Origin of the sequence: Escherichia sp. TW14182, assembly GCF_000208525.1 — a bacterium.
GTDB classification, from domain to species: domain Bacteria; phylum Pseudomonadota; class Gammaproteobacteria; order Enterobacterales; family Enterobacteriaceae; genus Escherichia; species Escherichia ruysiae.
Genome location: NZ_AEJZ01000016.1, coordinates 1 through 22,717, shown reverse-complemented (window position 1 = coordinate 22,717; position 22,717 = coordinate 1). Strand labels below are relative to the sequence as shown.

The following is a 22,717-nucleotide window of genomic DNA, read 5'->3' as shown; positions in this document are numbered from 1 at the left end:
CCCTTGCCCGCCGTTGTGCTGGCGAAGGTGATGGCGCACTGGATGGTAACCGGTCTGCCGTTACTCATCCTTTCGCCCCTGGTAGCAATGCTACTGGGAATGGATGTTTATGGCTGGCAAGTGATGGCGTTAACGCTACTGCTGGGAACCCCTACGCTTGGCTTTCTTGGTGCGCCGGGCGTGGCGCTGACAGTGGGACTTAAGCGCGGTGGTGTGCTGCTCAGCATACTGGTGTTACCGCTGACTATCCCATTACTCATCTTTGCCACCGCCGCGATGGACGCGGCTTCTATGCATTTGCCCGTTGATGGGTATCTGGCAATTTTAGGCGCGTTGCTGGCAGGCACCGCGACATTAAGTCCTTTTGCGACGGCGGCAGCGTTACGAATCAGCATTCAATAACGCTGGATTACTGATTTTTGTTCGAGTCTGGTATCGAAACTATGTGGAAAACACTGCATCAACTGGCGATCCCACCACGGCTGTATCAAATCTGTGGCTGGTTTATACCGTGGCTGGCAATTGCCAGTGTGGTCGTGCTTACCGTTGGCTGGATCTGGGGATTCGGCTTTGCTCCGGCTGATTATCAGCAGGGAAATAGCTACCGCATTATCTACCTGCATGTGCCTGCGGCGATCTGGTCGATGGGCATTTATGCATCAATGGCGGTGGCGGCGTTTATTGGCCTTGTCTGGCAGATGAAAATGGCCAACTTGGCGGTGGCGGCGATGGCCCCCATTGGTGCCGTGTTTACCTTTATTGCCCTGGTTACCGGCTCTGCATGGGGAAAACCGATGTGGGGCACCTGGTGGGTATGGGATGCACGTCTGACTTCTGAACTGGTACTGCTGTTTTTGTATGTGGGTGTGATTGCCCTGTGGCACGCCTTCGACGACCGCCGTCTGGCGGGCCGTGCGGCAGGTATCCTGGTGCTGATTGGCGTGGTGAATCTGCCGATTATTCATTACTCCGTGGAGTGGTGGAACACCCTGCATCAGGGATCAACGCGGATGCAGCAAAGTATCGATCCGGCGATGCGTTCGCCGCTGCGCTGGTCGATTTTTGGCTTCCTGCTGCTGTCTGCCACGCTGACGCTGATGCGGATGCGTAATTTAATTTTGCTGATGGAAAAACGCCGTCCGTGGGTGAGTGAACTGATATTGAAAAGAGGCCGTAAATGACCCCTGCATTTGCTTCCTGGAATGAATTTTTCGCAATGGGCGGTTACGCCTTTTTTGTCTGGCTTGCGGTGGTGATGACCGTCATTCCGCTGGTGGTTTTGGTCGTGCACTCGGTGATGCAGCATCGCGCAATTCTGCGTGGTGTGGCGCAACAGCGGGCGCGTGAGGCGCGTTTACGTGCTGCGCAACAGCAGGAGGCTGCATGAATATTCGCCGTAAAAACCGCTTGTGGATTGCCTGTGCCGTGTTGGCAGGGCTGGCGCTGACGATTGGCCTGGTGCTATATGCGCTGCGCTCGAATATCGATCTTTTTTATACGCCGGGGGAGATTCTCTACGGCAAACGTGAAACCCAACAGATGCCGGAAGTCGGGCAGCGCCTGCGCGTCGGCGGAATGGTGATGCCGGGGAGCGTGCAGCGCGATCCCAATTCGCTGAAAGTAACGTTCACCATTTACGACGCTGAAGGCTCAGTGGATGTCTCTTATGAAGGCATTTTGCCGGATCTGTTCCGTGAAGGGCAGGGCGTTGTGGTGCAGGGCGAACTGGAAAAAGGCAATCATATCCTCGCGAAAGAAGTGCTGGCGAAACACGATGAAAACTATACGCCGCCAGAAGTCGAAAAAGCGATGGAAGCGAATCACCGTCGCCCGGCGAGTGTTTATAAGGATCCAGCATCATGATGCCAGAAATTGGTAACGGGCTGCTGTGCCTGGCGCTAGGAATTGCGCTGCTGCTGTCCGTGTATCCGTTATGGGGCGTGGCGCGCGGAGATGCGCGCATGATGGCGTCTTCCCGCTTGTTTGCCTGGCTGCTGTTCATGACTGTGGCTGGCGCATTTCTGGTGCTGGTCAATGCTTTCGTGGTCAACGACTTTACCGTCACCTATGTTGCCAGCAACTCGAATACCCAGCTTCCGGTATGGTATCGCGTGGCGGCGACCTGGGGCGCGCATGAAGGTTCACTGCTGCTGTGGGTGTTGCTGATGAGCGGCTGGACGTTTGCGGTAGCGATTTTTAGCCAGCGTATTCCGCTGGATATTGTTGCTCGCGTACTGGCGATAATGGGGATGGTTAGCGTCGGATTTTTGCTGTTCATTCTCTTTACCTCAAACCCGTTCTCCCGCACGCTGCCGAACTTCCCGATTGAAGGGCGCGATCTTAACCCACTGTTGCAGGATCCGGGGCTGATCTTCCATCCGCCTCTGCTCTATATGGGCTACGTCGGTTTCTCGGTGGCGTTTGCTTTTGCCATCGCTTCTTTGTTGAGTGGGCGTCTGGACAGCACTTACGCACGTTTTACCCGTCCGTGGACGCTGGCGGCGTGGATCTTCCTGACGCTCGGCATTGTGCTTGGTTCCGCATGGGCCTATTACGAACTCGGCTGGGGCGGCTGGTGGTTCTGGGATCCGGTAGAAAACGCCTCGTTTATGCCGTGGCTGGTGGGGACTGCGCTGATGCACTCACTGGCGGTCACTGAACAACGCGCCAGCTTCAAAGCGTGGACATTACTGTTGGCAATCAGTGCCTTCTCGCTGTGTCTGCTGGGGACTTTCCTGGTGCGTTCCGGCGTGCTGGTATCGGTACACGCGTTTGCGTCTGATCCGGCGCGCGGTATGTTTATCCTCGCCTTTATGGTACTGGTGATTGGCGGTTCGCTGCTGCTGTTTGCCGCGCGTGGACACAAAGTTCGCTCGCGCGTAAATAATGCGCTGTGGTCGCGGGAATCTCTGCTGTTAGCGAACAACGTTTTGCTGGTCGCCGCGATGCTGGTGGTGTTGCTGGGGACGCTGCTGCCGCTGGTGCATAAACAACTGGGGCTGGGCAGTATTTCGATTGGCGAACCGTTCTTCAACACCATGTTTACCTGGCTAATGGTGCCGTTTGCGCTGTTGCTTGGCGTCGGCCCTCTGGTGCGCTGGGGGCGCGATCGTCCGCGTAAAATCCGCAATTTATTGATTATCGCCTTCATCTCTACGTTGGTGCTGTCTCTGCTGTTGCCGTGGCTGTTCGAAAGCAAAGTTGTGGCGATGACGGTGCTTGGCCTGGCAATGGCCTGCTGGATTGCGGTGCTGGCAATTGCGGAAGCTGCGCTGCGTATTTCACGCGGCACGAAAACCACCTTCAGTTATTGGGGGATGGTGGCGGCTCATCTGGGACTGGCGGTGACAATTGTTGGCATTGCCTTCAGCCAGAACTATAGCGTTGAGCGTGATGTGCGCATGAAGTCTGGCGATAGCGTCGATATTCATGAATATCGCTTCACCTTCCGTGATGTCAAAGAGGTGACTGGCCCGAACTGGCGTGGCGGTGTGGCGACTATCGGCGTAACGCGTGATGGCAAGCCGGAAACGGTGCTGTATGCGGAAAAACGTTATTACAACACTGCCGGGTCGATGATGACCGAAGCAGCGATTGACGGCGGCATCACTCGTGACCTGTACGCTGCGCTCGGCGAAGAGCTGGAAAACGGCGCGTGGGCAGTTCGTCTTTACTACAAACCGTTTGTTCGCTGGATCTGGGCGGGCGGGCTGATGATGGCGTTGGGCGGGCTGCTGTGCCTGTTTGATCCTCGCTATCGCAAGCGCGTGAACCCGCAAAAAACTGCGCCGGAGGCTGTATGAAGCGCAAAGTATTGTTAATTCCTTTGATTATCTTCCTGGCGATTGCCGCAGCATTGCTGTGGCAGCTGGCGCGTAATGCCGAAGGGGATGATCCGACCAATCTGGAATCGGCGCTCATTGGCAAGCCTGTGCCGAAGTTTCGTCTCGAATCACTGGACAATCCGGGGCAGTTTTATCAGGCAGATGTGCTGACTCAGGGCAAACCGGTGCTGCTTAACGTTTGGGCGACCTGGTGCCCGACCTGCCGTGCGGAACATCAATATCTGAATCAGCTTTCTGCGCAGGGCATCCGCGTGGTGGGTATGAACTATAAAGACGACAGGCAGAAAGCAATTAGCTGGCTGAAAGAACTGGGCAATCCTTACGCGCTAAGCCTGTTTGATGGCGACGGCATGTTAGGACTGGATCTCGGCGTGTATGGCGCGCCAGAAACGTTTCTCATCGACGGCAATGGCATCATTCGCTATCGCCATGCGGGCGATCTCAATCCTCGCGTCTGGGAAGAAGAGATCAAGCCGCTGTGGGAGAAATACAGTAAGGAGGCCGCACAATGAGGTTTTTATTGGGCGTGCTGATGCTGATGATCTCCGGCTCGGCGCTGGCAACCATCGACGTGTTGCAGTTTAAAGATGAAGCACAGGAACAGCAGTTCCGCCAGCTCACGGAAGAACTGCGCTGCCCGAAATGCCAGAACAACAGTATTGCCGATTCCAACTCGATGATTGCCACTGACCTGCGCCAGAAAGTGTATGAACTGATGCAGGAAGGTAAAAGCAAGAAAGAGATTGTTGATTATATGGTGGCGCGTTACGGCAACTTCGTCACTTACGATCCGCCATTAACACCGCTGACCGTGCTGCTGTGGGTGCTGCCAGTTGTCGCTATTGGTATCGGCGGCTGGGTGATTTACTCCCGCTCGCGGCGTCGGGTGCATGTGGCGCAGGAGGAGTTTCCTGAACAAAGCGTGCCGGAAGGTAAGCGTGCCGGATATGTTGTTTATCTGCCGGGTATTGTGGTGGCGTTAATTGTAGCTGGCGTCAGCTACTACCAGACTGGCAATTATCAGCAGGTAAAAGTTTGGCAGCAGGCCACGGCACAGGCTCCGGCGTTGCTGGACAGGGCGCTCGATCCGAAAGCCGATCCGCTCAACGAAGAAGAGATGTCACGTCTTGCGCTGGGAATGCGTACTCAACTGCAAAAAAATCCAGGAGATATTGAAGGCTGGATTATGTTGGGCCGCGTTGGCATGGCGCTGGGTAACGCCAGTATCGCGACCGATGCATATGCCACTGCGTATCGCCTCGATCCGAAAAACAGTGATGCTGCGCTAGGTTACGCGGAGGCGTTAACGCGTTCTTCTGACCCCAACGATAACCGCCTGGGCGGCGAGTTGTTGCGTCAACTGGTGAGAAGTGACCACAGCAATATTCGCGTGCTGAGCATGTATGCGTTTAACGCCTTTGAGCAGCAGCGATTTGGCGAAGCCGTTGCCGCGTGGGAGATGATGTTGAAACTCTTGCCTGCCAACGATACTCGCCGTGCGGTGATTGAGCGCAGTATCGCGCAGGCGATGCAGCATTTGTCGCCGCAGGAGAGTAAGTAAGAAGAAGCCCGATGGTGACGCCATTGGAGCCAGGCGGATGACAACGTGCGCTATGTTTATGCCGGATGCGGCGTGATCGCCTTATTCGGCCTACAAAATCGTGCAAATTCAATACATTGCTCGATCTGCGTAGGCCTGATAAGCATAGCGCATCAGGCAGTTTTGCGTTTGTCATCAATCTCAGCCCGATGATAAATCCATCGGGCTATTTTTTTATTGTGTCCCGCGTTGTTGCAGGAACAGAATGGTGGCCGCCACGCGTGAGCGGACATTGAGTTTACGCAGCAGATTGCGAATGTGCACTTTTACCGTCTGCTCAGAAATATTCAACACCGAGGCAATTTGCTTATTCGACAGCCCTTGCGCCAGCTCGTGCAGAACATCCAGCTCACGCTCCGTCAGCACGCTGAAGGGATCTTCTTCCGCACCGAACATTTCACGTTCGCGCAAGTACTGATTGACGCGTTCGCTAAAGACTTTGCTGCCTTTTGCTCCGGCGCGAATTGCTTCCAGCAATACTTCCGGGTCGCTGTCTTTTAGCAGATAGCCGTCTGCGCCTGCGTCTATCAGTGCAAAGACATCGCTGGAGGCATCTGATACGGTCAGGATAATAATTTGCGCGGTAACGCCATCCCTGCGCAAGGCATTGAGGGTATCCAGGCCACTCATACCTTTCATATTGAGATCCAGCAAGATAACGTCGATATCCAGTCGATTAGCCAGATCGATAGCACTAGCGCCGTCGCCTGCTTCGGCGACCACTTCAAAACCAGGATCAAGCTCCAGTAACTGACGAACACCGCGTCGCATAAGTGGATGATCATCCACAATCATCACCTGAAAAGGCGTTGCTTCAGGCATAGTAGTCTCCTGAGGTTTTATTAGAATCATTATGTTTGAGCGTAGCGTTGGTAACGCTACCAGGCGCGTGAATGTTACCCCATTTTATGTATGGGCATGTAGTAAAACTGCAAGTGAGGGTAGCAAGACAATGCTGTGGATATAAAAAAACCAACCTTAAAGGTTGGTTTTCTTAGGATTTTTGGTCGGCACGAGAGGATTTGAACCTCCGACCCCCGACACCCCATGACGGTGCGCTACCAGGCTGCGCTACGTGCCGACTCGTGGCTGCTTATACTACCGTTTTCCACACCGATTGCAAGTAAGATATTTTGCTAACTGATTTATAATTAATCAGTTAGCGATGAAACGCTTCTCGTCTGTCAGCACTTGCAATAACAAACTTAACTGTGGTTTTTCGTCTTTCACTCTTTCGCCACGTAAGTTGTAAGTGCGGTATTTACCGTTATTGTTCAGTACCAGCGTCATTTTCGGGGTGGTAATTGCCAGCGTATCGTTATCCGCCGCAGTCACCCAGTAATGACGGCGCTCAGGGTTGAACAAATCCTGACCTTGCGAATATTCGCTCGCTGGTGTGCTGACGTGTAGCAGACGTTGCATCAGCGTGGTCATCAGATCGGTATGGTCGGTCAGGGTATTAATTCGCTGTGCCGGTGTGCCTGGCCAGTGAATCACTAACGGCACCTGAAGATGACCGTGGGACCAGTCAAAGGTTTCTTCCTCTTCGACCAGCGGAATGCCCCGACCGGCAGTAATAATCACCACCGTATTGTCCAGCTTGCCGGACGCTTTCAGCGCATCAAGAACGCGGTTAATCTGGTCATCGACATTACCTGCCGCGCGGCTATATTTCCGTGCAAATGCTTGCTGGTTGCTGTCGTCAATGTTGGTGCCATTGAAAGATACCCATGAGAACCAGCGATTATCTTCTTGCGCGTAGCGGCTCAGCCAGTTGATCCACTGTGTGGCAGTCTGCTCATCGGATTGCGTGCGAACGCTCGGCATTGAGAAGTCTGACAACAATGCCTGACGATACAACGGGCTGGTAAAGCCATCGGATGAGAATAGCCCCAGTTGATAGCCTTGCTGGTTAAGCGCGGTAATTAATGCCGCAGGTGTACGGGTCGACAGAATGCCGTCCATATAACTTGGCGATATGCCATAGAACAGGCCAAAGATGCCGTTGTCGGTCGTGTTGCCGGAACTCATATGGCGCGTGAACGAAATATTTTGTTCCGCAAAGCCTGCCAGCGCAGGCATCTGCTTCTCAAAGCGTGAGTAGTTCAGGCCATCGACAGTAATCAGCAAGACGTTTTGCCCGGTGCCCATATCGCGGTAGCGCAGTTCGCTTAACGGATACTGTACGGAAACAGCATCTGGATTGCCTTGCTCAATAAGACGGCGTTGATACTCCTGCGCATCAAGCAAGCCATGCTTCTCAAGAAAACGTCGCGCCGTCATCGGGTACGAAAGCGGCAGGTTGGCGCGCTGCATGGTGATCGGGCGATAGAAGTTAGCATCGGCCCAAATATAAACCACATGCGAGGCAATAAAGGCGATGAATAAGAATGCGGCCAGCGGACGGGCGAAGCGCCGACGACGTGTCAGGCTGCGCAGCTTTTGCCAGCTCCACGTCGCAAATACCAGTTCAAGCAATAATATTACCGGCACACTGATGAACATCAGCTGCCAGTCGCGCGCCATCTCATTTTCGTCCGGGTTGATAACTAGCTGCCAGACGATGGGATTAAGATGGAGATGGAAACGGGTAAAGACTTCGCTATCGATCAGTAATAGCGTCATTCCCGCTGTTGCCAGAATGACGGACAAAAACCTCATCAGCCTCTGGGAGCCGACAATAAAGGTCAGCGGGAAGAGGATCAGCAAATAGGTGGCGAACACCAGGAAGCTGAAATGACCGATAATGCTTACGTAGGAATAAATACGACCCGCAAGCGTTGTCGGCCAGTCGGCGATAAACAGGTAACGGCTGCCAATGACGAGCGAAAGCAGAATATTGAACAGTGCAAACCAGTGCCCCCAACTGACCATCTGGGAGACTTTTTCACGGTAGCGCTGACGATGAGTTACCATAACCTGTTATCTGTTTCCCTTAGTGCGCTTTGTCTTCGTTGATAGAGGACTGTAAGGCGCGGGCAAAAGAGTTGGCAATCGCCTGGCGCTGAGCCGGGGCAATGCTGGTGTTGATAAGGTTGGTGACCATATTGCCTAACACCATCAGGGAAAGGTCGGTCGGAGCCTTATGTTTTTCCAGTACGTTGAGCAGCTCTGCGAGCAATTGTTCAACCTGTTCATCACTGTAGCGGGAAATTTGTGGCATAAATCGAAATCAGTTAGTTGATGAAAGGGCAACATATTACCGTAGCAACGGTTTTTTTTCTGCTTTTTTATACTTTAAATCATTCGCGTTACGCCACCTTCTGTAAAATGACCGCCATCTTTTATTGCGTCGCTTAACCAGCGGTGGTTGAATACCGCCCGGTCTAAAAGGAGAGTTTATCATGAGTCTGGATATCAACCAGATTGCTCTGCACCAGCTTATCAAGCGTGATGAGCAGAACCTTGAGCTGGTGCTGCGCGATTCATTGCTGGAACCGACGGAAACCGTCGTTGAGATGGTGGCGGAGCTGCATCGTGTCTATAGCGCCAAGAATAAAGCCTACGGTTTGTTTAGCGAGGAAAGTGAACTGGCGCAGACGCTGCGCTTACAGCGTCAGGGCGAAGAAGACTTTCTGGCATTTAGTCGGGCAGCAACTGGTCGCCTGCGTGACGAACTGGCGAAATATCCTTTTGCTGACGGCGGCTTCGTGCTGTTTTGTCACTATCGCTATCTGGCGGTTGAGTATTTGCTGATTTGCGTACTGAACAATTTAAGCAGTATGCGCGTTAACGAAAACCTCGACATCAACCCGACCCATTATCTCGATATTAATCATGCGGATATCGTTGCGCGTATCGATTTGACCGAGTGGGAAACTAATCCAGAATCGACCCGTTATCTCACTTTCCTGAAAGGGCGAGTAGGGCGCAAAGTGGCTGATTTCTTTATGGACTTCCTCGGTGCCAGCGAAGGATTGAATGCGAAAGCGCAAAACCGTGGACTGTTACAGGCGGTCGATGACTTTACCGCCGAAGCGCAACTGGATAAAGCAGAACGGCAGAACGTGCGCCAGCAGGTTTATAGCTACTGTAATGAGCAGCTGCAGGCAGGTGAAGAGATTGAACTGGAATCGCTGTCGAAAGAGCTGGCAGGCGTCAGCGAAGTGAGCTTCACGGAGTTTGCGGCTGAAAAAGGCTACGAACTGGAAGAGAGCTTCCCGGCAGACCGTAGCACACTGCGTCAGTTGACGAAGTTTGCCGGTAGCGGCGGTGGCTTGACTATTAACTTTGATGCGATGCTTTTAGGTGAACGCATCTTCTGGGATCCGGCGACCGATACCCTGACCATTAAAGGCACGCCGCCGAACCTGCGCGATCAATTGCAGCGCCGGACGTCCGGCGGCAATTAATCGGTTTTACGTAATGAATGCCAGATGCGGCGTGACGCCTTCTCTGGCCTGCAAATAACGGTAATACCTGTATGCCTGATAAGACGCACTGCGTCGCATCAGGCATAATCTGCGGATACAAAAAACCCCGCCGGAGCGGGGTTTTTTACAACTTATTCAGCAATTAAGCGCGAACGAAGTCGATGTGCTGCAGCTTCGGTTTGTACGGGTGACGCTGTACATCCTGAGCTTTAACTTTGATTTCTTTACCGTCAACAACGATGGTCAGAACTTCGCTGTAGAATTCAGCTTTAACTTGCATGTTCATGACTTTGTCGTGATCCAGCTCGATAGCCAGCGGCGCTTCTTTGCCACCGTAGATGATTGCCGGGAACTTGTTAGCGGCACGCAGGCGGCGGCTCGCACCCTTACCCTGCTCTTTACGTACTTCTGCGTTAATAGTAAACATTTCTTTCTCTCTTAAATTAATCCTGCTACAGGCGACCCAGCAACAGGTAAGTGATCTGCTTTGCGTATGCAAAAGCGGGCGAGATTCTATACTCAATCGCCTTATACATCAATCAAAACTACCATTAACCGCGTAATTCATGCGCCCGACGAAAACGACCTTCGTAATCGAACACTTTTTCACGCACTTGCCAGTACTGACCTTTCATGCGGGCAACAACAAAATCCGGATGGCGCAATAAGGCTTGCTGGGCGAGGATATCGGCGGCGGTTATCCAGCGCAGAGGGATGCCCGGTGTGCGCGTATGCGGGCGGATAAAAAGTTGTTCGAAGGCGGTACGCTGGGCGGGCGTTTGTAGACGGAAACGCTCACTCACATCCGCGCCGTCTTCATCGTAATAGGTGATTTTCAGCCATTCGCCTTTCTCGTCGTGACCATGCTGCAAAGACATGCCGCTACAGCGTAATACCAGCGCGTCTTTGAGTCGTAGCGCCGCTTTTAACATGTCGTCTGGATCAACCAGTACCGTGTCACATTCGCGGCATCGTCGGGCGGCAATATCGTTTTCCGCGTTACATTGTGGGCAATTTTTAAAACGGAAACGGAAGTCACACTGTTCGCGATGACCGTCGTCATCTTCAAACCACCCCTGACAGCGACGACCAAAGTGTTCAATCAATGTACCGTCGGCGGTCGTTTTGCCCCAGAAGGTGTTGGCAAAACCGCAGGCAGGGCAGAAAACCTGTACCGGAACGTTGTCACTTTTGCCTTTTGGGGTGCCAACTTCTGGCGCGTAGAGATCGTGAGGATTACCCGCATAATCAAGAATTAAGCAATCAGTCTTGCCGGGCGCCAGACGCAGACCGCGTCCGACAATTTGTTGGTAAAGACTCACTGATTCAGTAGGGCGCAGGATGGCGATAAGATCGACGTGCGGGGCGTCAAATCCGGTGGTCAGTACCGCAACGTTGACCAGATAGCGAAAACGCTGGGCTTTAAAATCTTCAATTAATACATCACGTTCAGCGCCGGGTGTGTCACCGGTAATGAGTGCTGCATCTTCGGCGGGCAGCAATCCCACAATCTCTTTTGCGTGTTCAACCGTCGCGGCGAAAATCATCACCCCTTTGCGCGTTGCGGCGAACTCCATAATCTGGCTGATGATGTGCGGCGTAATACGTTGTTGTTTTTTCAGCTCGCGGTTGAGATCGGCTTCGCTGAACAGCCCATTACTCTGTGCCTGCAAGCGGCTGAAATCGTATTGCACTACCGGCATATCAAGCCGTTCTGGTGGCGTCAGATAGCCGTGTTTAATCATATAACGCAGCGGCAGCTCATAAATGCAGTCACGGAAAAGGGCTTTCTCGTCGCCACGTACCATGCCGTGATAATGGAACTGGTAGATCCAGCCTTTGCCCAGCCGAAAAGGCGTGGCGGTCAGCCCCAACAGGCGTAAGTGGGGATTCACTTTTGTCAGGTGAGTAAGGATTTGCTGATACTGGCTCTCTTCATCGTCGCCAATGCGGTGGCATTCATCGACAATCAACAGCGAAAATTCACCCTGAAAGGCATCGAGATTGCGTGCGACCGACTGCACGCTGCCAAACACCACTTTACCGTGGCTCTCTTTACGCTTCAGCCCGGCGGCAAAAATATCGGCTTCCAGCCCCAGAGCCTGATATTTTGCATGGTTTTGCGCCACCAGCTCTTTGACGTGCGCCAGCACCAGCACGCGACCACGCGCCAGCCGTGCCAGTTCCGCTATCACCAGGCTTTTACCTGCACCAGTAGGCAGCACGATAACGGCAGGAGTTTTATGACGACGAAAATGGTTGAGCGTGGCATCCACGGCTTCTTGCTGATATGGACGGAGTGTAAAAATCATGGTCTCGCGTAGGTAGATTATTCTGCTAATAGTATGCCACGGATCTTTTTCTCTTGAGGGAAGTTATTAGACCGCTATACTGGGCGAACAACAGTTCAGATTTTCGGGTCATTACCCGACCTCCGTTTTTTACAGGCAAAATCACACACATGCGACTTGATAAATTTATCGCACAGCAACTCGGCGTTAGCCGTGCTATTGCCGGGCGTGAAATCCGTGCTACTCGTGTCACCGTCGATGGCGAAATCGTCCGCAATGCAGCGTTTAAACTGCTCCCTGAACACAGTGTGGCTTACGATGGAAACCCGCTGGCACAGCAACACGGACCACGTTACTTCATGCTCAATAAGCCTCAGGGCTATGTTTGTTCTACTGACGATCCGGATCACCCAACGGTGCTCTATTTTCTGGATGAACCGGTAGCGTGGAAACTACACGCAGCAGGGCGGCTGGATATCGACACTACCGGCCTGGTGCTGATGACAGATGATGGTCAGTGGTCGCACCGCATTACTTCTCCACGTCATCATTGCGAGAAAACCTACCTGGTGACGCTGGAGTCCCCGGTGGCAGCCGATACGGCAGAGCAGTTTGCTAAAGGCGTGCAGTTACATAACGAAAAAGATCTCACTAAGCCTGCTGTGCTGGAAGTGATTACGCCGACGCAGGTACGTCTGACCATCAGCGAAGGGCGTTATCATCAGGTGAAACGCATGTTCGCCGCCGTGGGTAACCACGTGGTTGAGCTGCATCGTGAACGTATTGGCGGCATTACGCTGGATGCTGATTTAGCACCCGGTGAATATCGTCCATTAACTGAAGAAGAAGTTGCCAGCGTCGTCTAACACTTTAATAACTTTCAGGAGCCCGTTGTGACCACCCGACAGCATTCGTCGTTTGCTATTGTTTTTATCCTTGGCCTGCTGGCCATGTTGATGCCGCTGTCGATTGATATGTATCTGCCCGCGCTGCCAGTGATTTCTGCGCAGTTTGGTGTGCCAGCGGGCAGTACGCAGATGACCCTGAGTACCTATATTCTGGGTTTTGCGTTGGGGCAGTTAATCTACGGGCCGATGGCAGATAGCTTCGGGCGTAAGCCGGTGGTTCTTGGCGGTACGCTGGTATTTGCTGCGGCGGCGGTGGCGTGTGCACTGGCGCAAACTATCGATCAGCTGATTGTGATGCGTTTCTTTCACGGGCTGGCAGCGGCGGCGGCCAGCGTGGTCATCAACGCCCTGATGCGCGACATCTACCCGAAAGAAGAGTTCTCGCGGATGATGTCGTTTGTCATGCTGGTAACGACCATCGCGCCTCTGATGGCGCCGATTGTTGGCGGCTGGGTGCTGGTGTGGCTGAGCTGGCATTACATTTTCTGGATCCTCGCCGTGGCGGCGATTCTGGCTTCGGCGATGATCTTCTTCCTGATCAAAGAAACGTTACCGCCGGAGCGTCGTCAGCCGTTTCACATCCGTACCACCATTGGCAACTTCGCCGCACTGTTCCGCCATAAGCGCGTCCTGAGTTATATGCTGGCCAGCGGTTTCAGCTTTGCCGGGATGTTCTCATTCTTAAGCGCCGGACCGTTTGTCTACATTGAAATTAACCACGTCGCGCCGGAAAACTTTGGTTATTACTTTGCGCTGAATATTGTTTTCTTGTTCGTGATGACCATCTTTAACAGTCGCTTTGTTCGCCGCATTGGCGCGCTGAATATGTTCCGGTCGGGGCTGTGGATTCAATTTATTATGGCAGCGTGGATGGTCATCAGTGCGCTGCTGGGGTTGGGGTTCTGGTCGCTGGTGGTTGGTGTGGCGGCGTTTGTGGGCTGCGTGTCGATGGTGTCATCCAATGCGATGGCGGTCATTCTGGATGAGTTTCCCCATATGGCGGGAACGGCATCATCGCTGGCAGGAACCTTCCGCTTTGGTATTGGCGCCATTGTCGGTGCATTGCTCTCCCTTGCGACCTTTAACTCCGCATGGCCGATGATCTGGTCGATTGCGTTCTGTGCGACCTGCTCCATTCTCTTCTGTCTGTACGCCAGTCGGCCGAAAAAACGGTGATCTATTGCACAACGGGGAAGCTAAAAGGCTTCCTTTGTTGATGCATGTCAACCACAAATCCATCATTCCCCCGATATATGTTTATTTTATGTAAAATCAATTTATGTAAAAAGTCACATCATTGTAGTTAAAAAGGTTGAGTTAGATCGCAGAAACGGGTACATATAGCCCCGCAAACGTGACCACGCCCGCAGATATTATTTAAATCAGAGCCATAGAGGCCACGCAGGCGAGGCATCAATCTTTACGATCTGTTTAAAGACGGGTTGTTGTTGATGTGTTAAAATTGATGTAAACAAATTGTGAAGTAAATGTGCTTCCGGGGAAAATAAGTGACTTCATTACAACTCTCAATCGTCCATCGACTGCCGCAGAACTATCGCTGGTCTGCTGGTTTCGCAGGTTCGAAGGTTGAACCGATTCCGCAAAATGGACCGTGCGGTGACAACAGCCTGGTGGCGCTTAAATTGCTTAGCCCGGATGGTGATAATGCATGGTCGGTGATGTACAAACTAAGCCAGGCGTTAAGCGACATTGAAGTTCCATGCTCGGTACTGGAGTGTGAAGGTGAGCCGTGCCTGTTTGTAAATCGCCATGATGAGTTTGCGGCGACATGCCGATTGAAAAATTTTGGTGTGGCAATTGCCGAGCCCTTCTCAAATTACAATCCTTTTTAAGCGTCAGCTTAACGCCAGTAGCTGACGCGTATACTCCTGCTGTGGTGCGGCAAATACGCGCGCGCACGGTCCTTGTTCCACCACTTCCCCCTGTCGCAGTACGATAACCTGATGACATAGCGCGCGGACGACGTGTAAATCGTGGCTGATAAACAAATAGGCCAGTTGATGCTTTTGTTGCAATGATTTCAATAGCGTCAATATTTGCGCCTGTACCGTTTTGTCGAGCGACGATGTTGGTTCATCAAGAATGATCAGTGAAGGCTTAAGAATCAACGCCCTGGCAATCGCTATGCGTTGTCGTTGCCCCCCGGAAAACTCTGCAGGATAGCGGTGGCGTGTTTCAGGATCTAACCCCACTTCATGCATCACGGCTATCACTTGTTGTTCGCGTTGTGCGGCAGAAAGCGTCGGCTGGTGAACCCGTAAGCCTTCCTCAATAATCTGCAAAACGTTGAGTCGTGGGTTGAGCGAGGAGTTTGGATCCTGAAATACCACCTGAATGCGATGACGAATAGGTAACAGCTGGCGGCGATTTAAATTTTGCAGTGGCTGACCGTCAAAGATAATGCTGCCCTGAGAGTTAATCAGTCTCAGCAGCGCCAGTCCCGTCGTGCTTTTCCCGGAACCTGACTCGCCTACTAAACCCAGTGTTTCACCCGCCCGTAGCGTAAAACTGATGTTTTTCACCACCACATTATGATCCACAATGCGCTTCAAGATCCCTTTACGAATGGGGAAGGCAACCTGAAGCTGTTCAACATCTAGCAACGTTGAGGCAGGTTCTGGCAATGGCACCGGGTCGCCTGACGGTTCACTGTTGAGTAGCTTTTTTGTGTAAGGATGTGTGGGTGAGGCAAATAGCGTAGCGGCGTTATTTTGCTCGACACAGCGACCGTTTTGCATTACCGCCACGCGGTGGGCCAGTTTTCTGACAATGCTGAGGTTATGAGTAATAAACAGCATACCCATATTCAGCTCGCCTTGCAGTTCGCGCAACAGCTGTAAAATCTGCGCCTGGACAGAGACGTCCAGCGCGGTGGTCGGTTCATCGGCAATTAATAATTCCGGGCGCGTTAATAGCGCCATTGCAATCATCACCCGCTGGCGTTCGCCGCCTGAGAGCTGATGAGGGTAATCTGCCAGTCGTTTTGCTGCCTGACGGATACCGACGCGATCAAGGCAATTTAATATCTCGCCACGTGCCGCTTCTCGTCGCATCCCGCGATGGAGTGAAAGCACTTCATAAAGCTGTTTTTCCAGAGTATGCAATGGATTTAACGACACCATTGGCTCCTGGAAGATCATGGCTACCTTATTACCGCGTACGCCGCGCAACGTTTGCTCGCTGGCATGAAGTAGCGATTCGCCATGAAAACGAATATCTCCAGCAAGATATTCTACCGGCGGGGAAGGGAGCAGACGTAAAATCGACAGCGCAGTAACGCTCTTGCCAGAACCTGACTCGCCCACCAGCGCCAGCGTTTCGCCAGCCTCAATCTGTAGTGAAACATCATTCACTACGGTACGGACAGTTTGCTGATGGCGAAAACCCACCGACAAGTTTTCAATCGCTAACAGAGTTTGCGTCATACTACACCGCCTTATTAGGATCAAATGCGTCGCGGACGGCTTCACCAATAAAAATCAGCAAAGACAACAATATCGCCACCGACAAGAAGGCGGTGATCCCAAGCCACGGGGCCTGAAGGTTATTTTTCCCTTGTAACAGCAGTTCGCCGAGTGACGGTGAACCGAGCGGCAGACCGAAGCCGAGGAAATCGAGTGAGGTCAGGGTAGTTATTGAACTGCATAAAATAAACGGTAAAAAGGTGAGGGTAGCGACCATGGCATTTGGCAACATATGACGCAGGATGATACTGCGATCGCTGACGCCAAGCGCCTGCGCCGCGCGGATGTAGTCGAAATTACGGGTACGTAAAAACTCCGCCCGCACCACACCGACCAGACTCATCCAGCCAAACAAGACGGTAATTGCCAACAGCCACCAGAAGTTAGGCTGTACGACGCTGGAAAGTAAAATAATCAAAAACAGCGTCGGCATCCCCGACCATACTTCAATAAAACGTTGTCCCCAAAGATCGACTTTACCGCCGTAATAGCCTTGTAGCGCCCCCGCCAGCACGCCCATCACGCTGGAGCAGAGGGTCAGCATCAGGCCAAACAGAACTGAGATCCGCGTGCCATAGAGAATGCGCGCCAGCACATCGCCGCCGTTGGCATCTGTTCCCAGCCAGTTTTGCCGGGAGGGGGGAGAAGGGAAGGGCTTATCGGTAGCAAAGTTGATACTGGTAGCACCAAAGCGAATCGGTGCCCACAGTACCCAGCCGTTATTTTCCAGCCGTTGCTTCAGCCACGGGTCCTGATAATCTGCCGAGCTTGCCAGCGGACCGCCAAAATCGCTTTCGCTGTAGTTTTGCAGCAACGGGAAATACCAGCTGCCGTCATAACGCACCAGCAACGGTTTATCGTTGGCGATAAGTTCAGAACACAAACTCAAACCAAACAAGACGAGGAAAATCCATAACGACCAGTAGCCGCGACGGTTATGGCGAAAACGCGCCCAACGGGCCTGATTGACGGGGCTGAGTCGCGACATTAACGTCCCTCAAAATCAATACGCGGATCGACCAGCGTATAGCTGATATCACTGACGATATTCAGCAGCAGGCCAATCAGGGTGAAAATATACAAGGTGCCAAACATCACCGGATAATCGCGCGAGACGGTCGCTTCGTAGCCCAGTAAGCCAAGACCATTGAGTGAAAACATCACCTCAATCAGCAGCGAGCCGGTAAAAAACATGCTGATAAACGTCGCCGGAAAACCGGCAATCACCAGCAGCATGGCGTTACGAAACACATGTTTCCAGAGAATATTTTTCTCACTGACCCCTTTCGCACGCGCGGTAACCACGTATTGCTTGCGCACTTCATCAAGGAATGAGTTTTTGGTCAGCATGGTCAGCGCCGCAAAGCCGCCAATCACTGTCGCCAGCACGGGTAACGTGATATGCCACAGATAATCAGTGATTTTCTGATACCACGGCAGCGAATCAAAGTTAGCGGAAACCAGGCCGCGTAGAGGGAACAGGTCGAAATAGCTGCCGCCTGCGAAGAAGACAATCAGCAGGATGGCAAACAAAAAGGCCGGAATGGCGTAGCCGATAATGATAAATGCGCTACTCCAGACGTCAAAGCGGCTTCCATTATAAACAGCTTTGCGAATGCCTAACGGAATCGACACCAGATAGATAATCAGCGTGCTCCATAATCCGAGGGTGATGGAAACCGGCAGACTGTCTTTAATCAGCGTCAGCACCGAGGCGCTGCGAAACAAGCTGTCGCCAAAATCAAAGCGGATGTAGTCCCAGAGCATTTTGAAGTAACGTTCGTGGATCGGCTTATCGAAACCGTAGCGATGAGTGATCTCGGCGATCACTTCTGGATCTAATCCGCGTCCGCCACGGTAATTACTGTCGCTGATATTGCCGACGCCCGTTTGCGCATGGCTGGCACGAACACCTTCACCGCCTGCGCCGGGTAATACTCCGGCATTACCAAACTCAATGGCGGCGATGGCCTGGTCGACCGGACCGCCAGGCGCAATTTGCACGATGAAAAAGTTGATGGTGATAATCGCCCATAACGTTGGGATCACCAGCAACAGACGGCGAATCAGATAAGCGCCCATCTACTCTCCCTGTTGTCTGGCTGACGGCAGTTTGGCCGCTTTATTGACGTCATACCACCAGGTATCGATACCGAGGCTGTAAATAGGGCGCACAGCGGGTTGGGAGAATTTATCCCACCAGGCGAGACGGTCTTCCGCCATGTACCACATTGGCAGCATGTAATAATTCCACGTTAATACGCGATCCAGTGCGCGCCCTAACGGCAGCAATTTTTCTTTATTTCCCTGCGCGGCAATAATCTGGTTGATCAGCGAGTCGATAACCGGACTTTGCACGCCGGGTGCATTATAAGTGGAGTTGATATATTCCGATGACCAGGAAATCTGTAAATCGGAACTGGGCCACGGCATTGCTCGCCACACGCGCGGCATCATGTCATAGTCGCGACTGCGCATTCGGTTGGTAATTTGCGAGTTATCCACCTTGCGAATGTCCATACTGATACCCAGCCGTTGCAGGCTGTGCTGGAACGGCAATACCCACTGACTATTGCTGCTCGAAGGCAGCAATAACTCAAAGCTGAGCGGTTGACCCGTTGTGGTATTTACGCGTTGCTGGCCCTTCAGCACCCAGCCCGCTTCGTTGAGAAGTTTGTCGGCTTTTAACAGGTTGTCACGATCGTAGCCATCGCCTTTGGATACCGGCGGCTGGTAGATTTGCGTGAAGACTTCTGGTGGTAACTCTTTTTTCATCGGCGCCAGAAGCACCAGTTCAGCTGCGTCGGGGTAATTTCTAGCCGCGTATTCGGTATTCTGAAAATAACTGTTCGTGCGACTCCAGGCATTGTAAAACAACGCCTTGTTCATCCATTCAAAGTCAAAGGCGAGAGTGATCGCTTCCCGGACCCGGCGATCGCTGAATACCGGACGCTGGATGTTAAACGCCAGCCAGCGCGTATCCTGTGCCGACTCGTTCTTTTGTTCGTCTTTGATAATGTATTTTTTGTCGAAATTTTTACCGGTATAGCGCGTGGCCCAGTTTTTGGCGTCGTTTTCCATACGCAAATCAAAAGCACCGGCTTTAAATGCTTCAAAAGCGACATTATCATCGAGGTAATAATCGTAGCGAATGGTGTCGAAATTCCAGCGCCCACGGTTTACCGGTAAGTTTGCCGCCCAGTAATCTTTCACGCGGGAATAGACAATATTCTGCCCCATTTTCCAGGACGTAATTCGGTACGGACCACTGGCAAGCGGAGGCGTGGCGAGCGGATCGCTAAGTTTGTGATCCTTCCAGTATTTTTCTGGAAATACCGGCAGCGAAAACAGACTCAGCATATCTTCTTTACCGGGTTTGGCTAATTCAATGCGCACGGTTAACGGCGCAATGGCTTTAACGGTAGTGCCTTTATAAACCAGACGAAATTGCGGCACGCCTTCGGTCATAAATTTTTGAAAAGTGAATTCAACATCGCGGGCAGTAATAGGCGAACCGTCATGAAAACGGGCGCGTGGATTAATGGCGACTTCCACCCAGGAATAATCGTCAGCATAGCGCGCGCTTTCGGCAATCAGCGGGTAATAACTGCCTGGCTCGTCATCGGAGGTGGTAAATAGCGTGTCGTACAACTGCTCGGTGCGTGCGCCGGGGTTGCCGCGCAATGCATAACGGTTGAAATTATCGAAGGTGCCGAGGGCTGACAACGTTATCTGCCTACCTTTTGGCACGGCGGGGTTCACATAATCAAAATGGTTGAAATTAAACGCGTACCGGGGTTCTCCCAGCACTGCAAAGGCATAGCTTTCCTTGATAGCCTGCGCCTGCGCACCAAAGGTGAACAGAGCGATAAACAGCAGCAGTATGCGCACAATCATCTGCAACGGATTTCCTTTTACTCATCATTAGCCGCAATCCGGCATACTTTCACTATGAATAATAAGGGACGCACGCACACCTTACCACTGTGGCGTATGAGGTTTCTCCAGCCAGCGGATAAAATCATCCAGCGGCAGGGGGCGACTAATCCAGTAACCTTGCAGGAAATTAACGCCACGTTCGCGCAGCCAGCGCGCCTGTTCCGGTGTTTCAACCCCTTCAGCAACTGTCAGCATATTGAGACGTTTCGCCAGCGTCAGCACCGCGTCAAGTACGGGTGAGGTGACCGTTTCCGTACCTATGGCGTTGATAAAGCCACGGTCAATTTTCAGGTAATCGAGCGTGAAACGTTCCAGATAAATAAGCGCGCTGTGCCCGGTGCCGAAGTCATCAATAGCAATTTCTACGCCGACTGAATGCAGCCAGGCGAAGAGTTGCGTGGCTTCTTGCTCTTTCAGCATATCGCGCTCGGTAATTTCCAGCACAATCTGGAAATGGTGTGCGGGCAGGGAAGTGAGCAGTTTTTGGATATCTGCTTTAAAGCTCTCGCTGTGCAGATGATCCGGCGCGATGTTAATGCCAAATTTCACGCCCACCGGCAGTATGTTTTCTAATTCTGCGGCATCACGAGCAATCAGCTCAAACAGATGCTGGGTGAGAGGTACAATCATCTTTTGCGATTCGGCATAGTGAATGAAGGCGTCCGGGGGAATTTCACCCACTACCGGGTGACGCCAGCGTAGCAGTACTTCCAGGCCAGTTACCCGCAGTGTTTGTGTATCAACCACCGGTTGATACACCACGTAAAATTGCTCACGTTTGATGGCCATCATAATTTCTCTGCCTGGGCGCATACGCACGCTCATCAGGTAATAGCAGAGCAGGCCAACGACAGTTCCACTCATACCACCCAGTAGAAACGCGTACCACACATCGTTCCATGTCCAGTCATCAGCATAAAGCCGAACGGTCAGCGGAAGGCCTGCAATTTTGGTTTCACGTACCGGCGTGCCGGTTAACTCACGGACGTTCATCAAATGCGACGTAAAAGTCGATAGCGCAGTATCACCAATAATGAGCGCGATACCGTTGAAATCTTGCTGGTGATAGCTATAGAAAATATACGGCGTCAGGTTCAGATTCAATGCTGCAAAAACGCCGCTATTTTTTAATAAAGGGTTACGATACCAGATGACGATCGTTGGTTTATTGGGCACCATCGGTGTGCCTGGCAATATTGCCATATCAATATCTTTGCCGATGTTTAGTGCCGGAATCAGTTCACTGAGTGGGATGTCCATCTCACCAGTTGCAGAAGAACAGAAGCTCTTTTTATCCTTTACCAGCACAAACGTTCGCACGTTCATGCTAAATGCTGCGCGTGCAGTCAGCTCCGGGTTAGCTTGCTGGCAGGTATCTAAGGTAAGCGGCTGGAGCCTGTCAGTGGTGGATTTCAGGTCGGCAAAATAGGTATTGAGATATTTTTGTACGTCGCTAATCAAGGTGTCGTATTTGACTTCGTGTTTATGCCAGGCCACTAAAAACTGAAGGCAGCTGACCAGTATCGCAATCATCACGCCCGCAATAATGCAGGTGAGCAGGATCTTACGTCCAGAAGAGGGAGCTCGTATGAACATGGTTCCGATAATATCCTGAAAATACGACAACACTAAAAGGAAAGAATGACGGGACTATAGCCTGGTTCAAGATGTGGAAACATCATTTTCTCGGATGAGAAAAACCAAAAAGCACTGCCTAAGCAGTGCTTTTCGTTAACTCGTCAGGATAGCCAAGGGATTGCATCCAAACGATTTATTAGCTACGGCTGAGAACCCGACGTGCTTCGTTGTAACGCTTCTTCCAGTACGGCTCATTCATGCTGGAAATAATTACACCACTGCTGGTGGATGCGTGAACAAACTGATTATTACCGATATAAATACCGACATGGCGTCCGGTTGAACCCGCGCGGAACAGGACTAAGTCGCCTGTACGCAAATTACTACGGGAAACTGATTTCCCCATTTCCTGCTGTTCATACGTTGAACGCGGAAGCTCTAAGCCAAATTGTTCACGGAATGTACGTTGTACGAAACCAGAACAATCGATACCTTTTTTGGTGCTGCCGCCCAGACGATAACGAACGCCTTTCCAGTCAGCATACTGATCCATAATTCGCGATTTCACGTCGACATTACGAACCAGGTTTTCAAATTCATCCTGAGAAGCTTGCAGTGATGATGTTTCACTACCCACTGCACGTGTCTCAGGATGCATATTCTTTGCGGTGTTGTTTGCACTACATGCAGAAAGCAGA

Annotated in this window: 22 protein-coding genes and 1 tRNA gene; 11 read left to right on the top strand and 12 right to left on the bottom strand. The window is 52.0% G+C overall.

Annotated elements, in window-relative coordinates; translation table 11 throughout:
- From ccmB to ccmH, 7 genes are all read left to right on the top strand, one after another.
- The coding region (gene ccmB / locus EQY_RS0101810) for a heme exporter protein CcmB (protein WP_000297895.1) at window positions 1–402 on the top strand (402 nt) is incomplete at its 5' end.
- Window positions 403–443: 41 nt separating this feature from the next.
- On the top strand, window positions 444–1,181 hold the full coding sequence (gene ccmC, locus EQY_RS0101805; RefSeq protein WP_001295447.1) for a heme exporter protein CcmC: 738 nt from the start codon (window positions 444–446) through the stop codon (window positions 1,179–1,181).
- Complete coding sequence (ccmD, locus tag EQY_RS0101800; RefSeq protein WP_000186540.1) at window positions 1,178–1,387, top strand: heme exporter protein CcmD; 210 nt, start codon at window positions 1,178–1,180, stop codon at window positions 1,385–1,387. Before ccmC ends, ccmD begins: the two co-directional genes overlap by 4 nt.
- The gene (gene ccmE, locus EQY_RS0101795; RefSeq protein WP_001026418.1) at window positions 1,384–1,863 is read left to right on the top strand and encodes a cytochrome c maturation protein CcmE; all 480 of its coding nucleotides are present in this window, start codon (window positions 1,384–1,386) and stop codon (window positions 1,861–1,863) included. The genes ccmD and ccmE overlap by 4 nt, the downstream gene beginning before the upstream one ends.
- Window positions 1,860–3,803 carry a cytochrome c-type biogenesis heme lyase CcmF gene (ccmF, locus tag EQY_RS0101790; RefSeq protein WP_000982467.1) on the top strand — a complete coding sequence of 648 codons (1,944 nt, stop codon included), beginning with the start codon at window positions 1,860–1,862 and terminating at the stop codon, window positions 3,801–3,803. Before ccmE ends, ccmF begins: the two co-directional genes overlap by 4 nt.
- Window positions 3,800–4,357 carry a thiol:disulfide interchange protein DsbE gene (gene dsbE / locus EQY_RS0101785; protein WP_000824439.1) on the top strand — a complete coding sequence of 186 codons (558 nt, stop codon included), beginning with the start codon at window positions 3,800–3,802 and terminating at the stop codon, window positions 4,355–4,357. Before ccmF ends, dsbE begins: the two co-directional genes overlap by 4 nt.
- Window positions 4,354–5,406 (top strand): cytochrome c-type biogenesis thiol:disulfide oxidoreductase CcmH, encoded by a 1,053-nt coding sequence (gene ccmH, locus EQY_RS0101780; RefSeq protein WP_001211595.1) that lies wholly within the window; start codon window positions 4,354–4,356, stop codon window positions 5,404–5,406. The genes dsbE and ccmH overlap by 4 nt, the downstream gene beginning before the upstream one ends.
- A 213-nt stretch (window positions 5,407–5,619) precedes the next feature.
- On the opposite strand, the gene narP is transcribed toward ccmH, so the two are convergent.
- The 4 genes from narP to EQY_RS0101760 form a co-directional block, all read right to left on the bottom strand.
- Window positions 5,620–6,267, bottom strand: a complete 648-nt coding sequence (narP, locus tag EQY_RS0101775) for a nitrate/nitrite response regulator protein NarP (protein WP_010348111.1) — start codon at window positions 6,265–6,267, stop codon at window positions 5,620–5,622.
- A gap of 182 nt (window positions 6,268–6,449) precedes the next feature.
- Window positions 6,450–6,526: transfer RNA gene (locus EQY_RS0101770), tRNA-Pro, on the bottom strand.
- Window positions 6,527–6,600: 74 nt separating this feature from the next.
- Window positions 6,601–8,361, bottom strand: a complete 1,761-nt coding sequence (yejM, locus tag EQY_RS0101765; protein WP_000256207.1) for an LPS biosynthesis-modulating metalloenzyme YejM — start codon at window positions 8,359–8,361, stop codon at window positions 6,601–6,603.
- Between the two features lie 19 nt (window positions 8,362–8,380).
- Window positions 8,381–8,608, bottom strand: a complete 228-nt coding sequence (locus EQY_RS0101760; RefSeq protein WP_001135667.1) for a YejL family protein — start codon at window positions 8,606–8,608, stop codon at window positions 8,381–8,383.
- A gap of 181 nt (window positions 8,609–8,789) precedes the next feature.
- Between EQY_RS0101760 and yejK the strand changes: the two genes are divergently transcribed.
- A complete protein-coding gene (yejK, locus tag EQY_RS0101755; RefSeq protein WP_000050780.1) occupies window positions 8,790–9,797 on the top strand; it encodes a nucleoid-associated protein YejK in 1,008 nt (335 codons plus the stop codon).
- Between the two features lie 163 nt (window positions 9,798–9,960).
- On the opposite strand, the gene rplY is transcribed toward yejK, so the two are convergent.
- Together rplY and radD are read right to left on the bottom strand one after the other, a co-directional pair.
- On the bottom strand, window positions 9,961–10,245 hold the full coding sequence (rplY, locus tag EQY_RS0101750) for a 50S ribosomal protein L25 (protein ID WP_000494185.1): 285 nt from the start codon (window positions 10,243–10,245) through the stop codon (window positions 9,961–9,963).
- A gap of 124 nt (window positions 10,246–10,369) precedes the next feature.
- Window positions 10,370–12,130: a DNA repair helicase RadD gene (gene radD / locus EQY_RS0101745; RefSeq protein ID WP_000578056.1), complete on the bottom strand. Its 1,761-nt coding sequence runs from the start codon at window positions 12,128–12,130 to the stop codon at window positions 10,370–10,372.
- A gap of 149 nt (window positions 12,131–12,279) precedes the next feature.
- Here radD and rsuA point away from each other — a divergent pair, with 149 nt between their 5' ends.
- From rsuA to EQY_RS0101730, 3 genes are all read left to right on the top strand, one after another.
- On the top strand, window positions 12,280–12,975 hold the full coding sequence (rsuA, locus tag EQY_RS0101740; RefSeq protein ID WP_024212366.1) for a 16S rRNA pseudouridine(516) synthase RsuA: 696 nt from the start codon (window positions 12,280–12,282) through the stop codon (window positions 12,973–12,975).
- A 27-nt stretch (window positions 12,976–13,002) separates the two neighbouring features.
- Complete coding sequence (gene bcr / locus EQY_RS0101735; RefSeq protein WP_000213383.1) at window positions 13,003–14,193, top strand: multidrug efflux MFS transporter Bcr; 1,191 nt, start codon at window positions 13,003–13,005, stop codon at window positions 14,191–14,193.
- A gap of 332 nt (window positions 14,194–14,525) precedes the next feature.
- Complete coding sequence (locus tag EQY_RS0101730; RefSeq protein WP_000202796.1) at window positions 14,526–14,870, top strand: YejG family protein; 345 nt, start codon at window positions 14,526–14,528, stop codon at window positions 14,868–14,870.
- Between the two features lie 3 nt (window positions 14,871–14,873).
- Here the strand turns inward: EQY_RS0101730 and yejF are convergent, their stop codons facing one another.
- The 6 genes from yejF to mepS all read right to left on the bottom strand — a co-directional run.
- Complete coding sequence (gene yejF, locus EQY_RS0101725; RefSeq protein WP_000194901.1) at window positions 14,874–16,463, bottom strand: microcin C ABC transporter ATP-binding protein YejF; 1,590 nt, start codon at window positions 16,461–16,463, stop codon at window positions 14,874–14,876.
- Between the two features lies 1 nt (window position 16,464).
- Window positions 16,465–17,490, bottom strand: coding sequence for an ABC transporter permease (locus tag EQY_RS0101720; protein ID WP_000088927.1), 1,026 nt, complete (start codon window positions 17,488–17,490; stop codon window positions 16,465–16,467).
- Window positions 17,490–18,584 (bottom strand): microcin C ABC transporter permease YejB, encoded by a 1,095-nt coding sequence (locus EQY_RS0101715; protein ID WP_000501604.1) that lies wholly within the window; start codon window positions 18,582–18,584, stop codon window positions 17,490–17,492. The genes EQY_RS0101720 and EQY_RS0101715 overlap by 1 nt, the downstream gene beginning before the upstream one ends.
- Window positions 18,585–20,399 carry an extracellular solute-binding protein gene (locus EQY_RS0101710; protein ID WP_024212365.1) on the bottom strand — a complete coding sequence of 605 codons (1,815 nt, stop codon included), beginning with the start codon at window positions 20,397–20,399 and terminating at the stop codon, window positions 18,585–18,587. It abuts the gene before it with no gap.
- An 81-nt stretch (window positions 20,400–20,480) separates the two neighbouring features.
- A complete protein-coding gene (locus EQY_RS0101705) occupies window positions 20,481–22,037 on the bottom strand; it encodes a cyclic di-GMP phosphodiesterase (RefSeq protein WP_000470615.1) in 1,557 nt (518 codons plus the stop codon).
- A 178-nt stretch (window positions 22,038–22,215) separates the two neighbouring features.
- A partial coding sequence (mepS, locus tag EQY_RS0101700) for a bifunctional murein DD-endopeptidase/murein LD-carboxypeptidase (protein WP_000674717.1) occupies window positions 22,216–22,717 on the bottom strand: 502 nt, incomplete at its 5' end.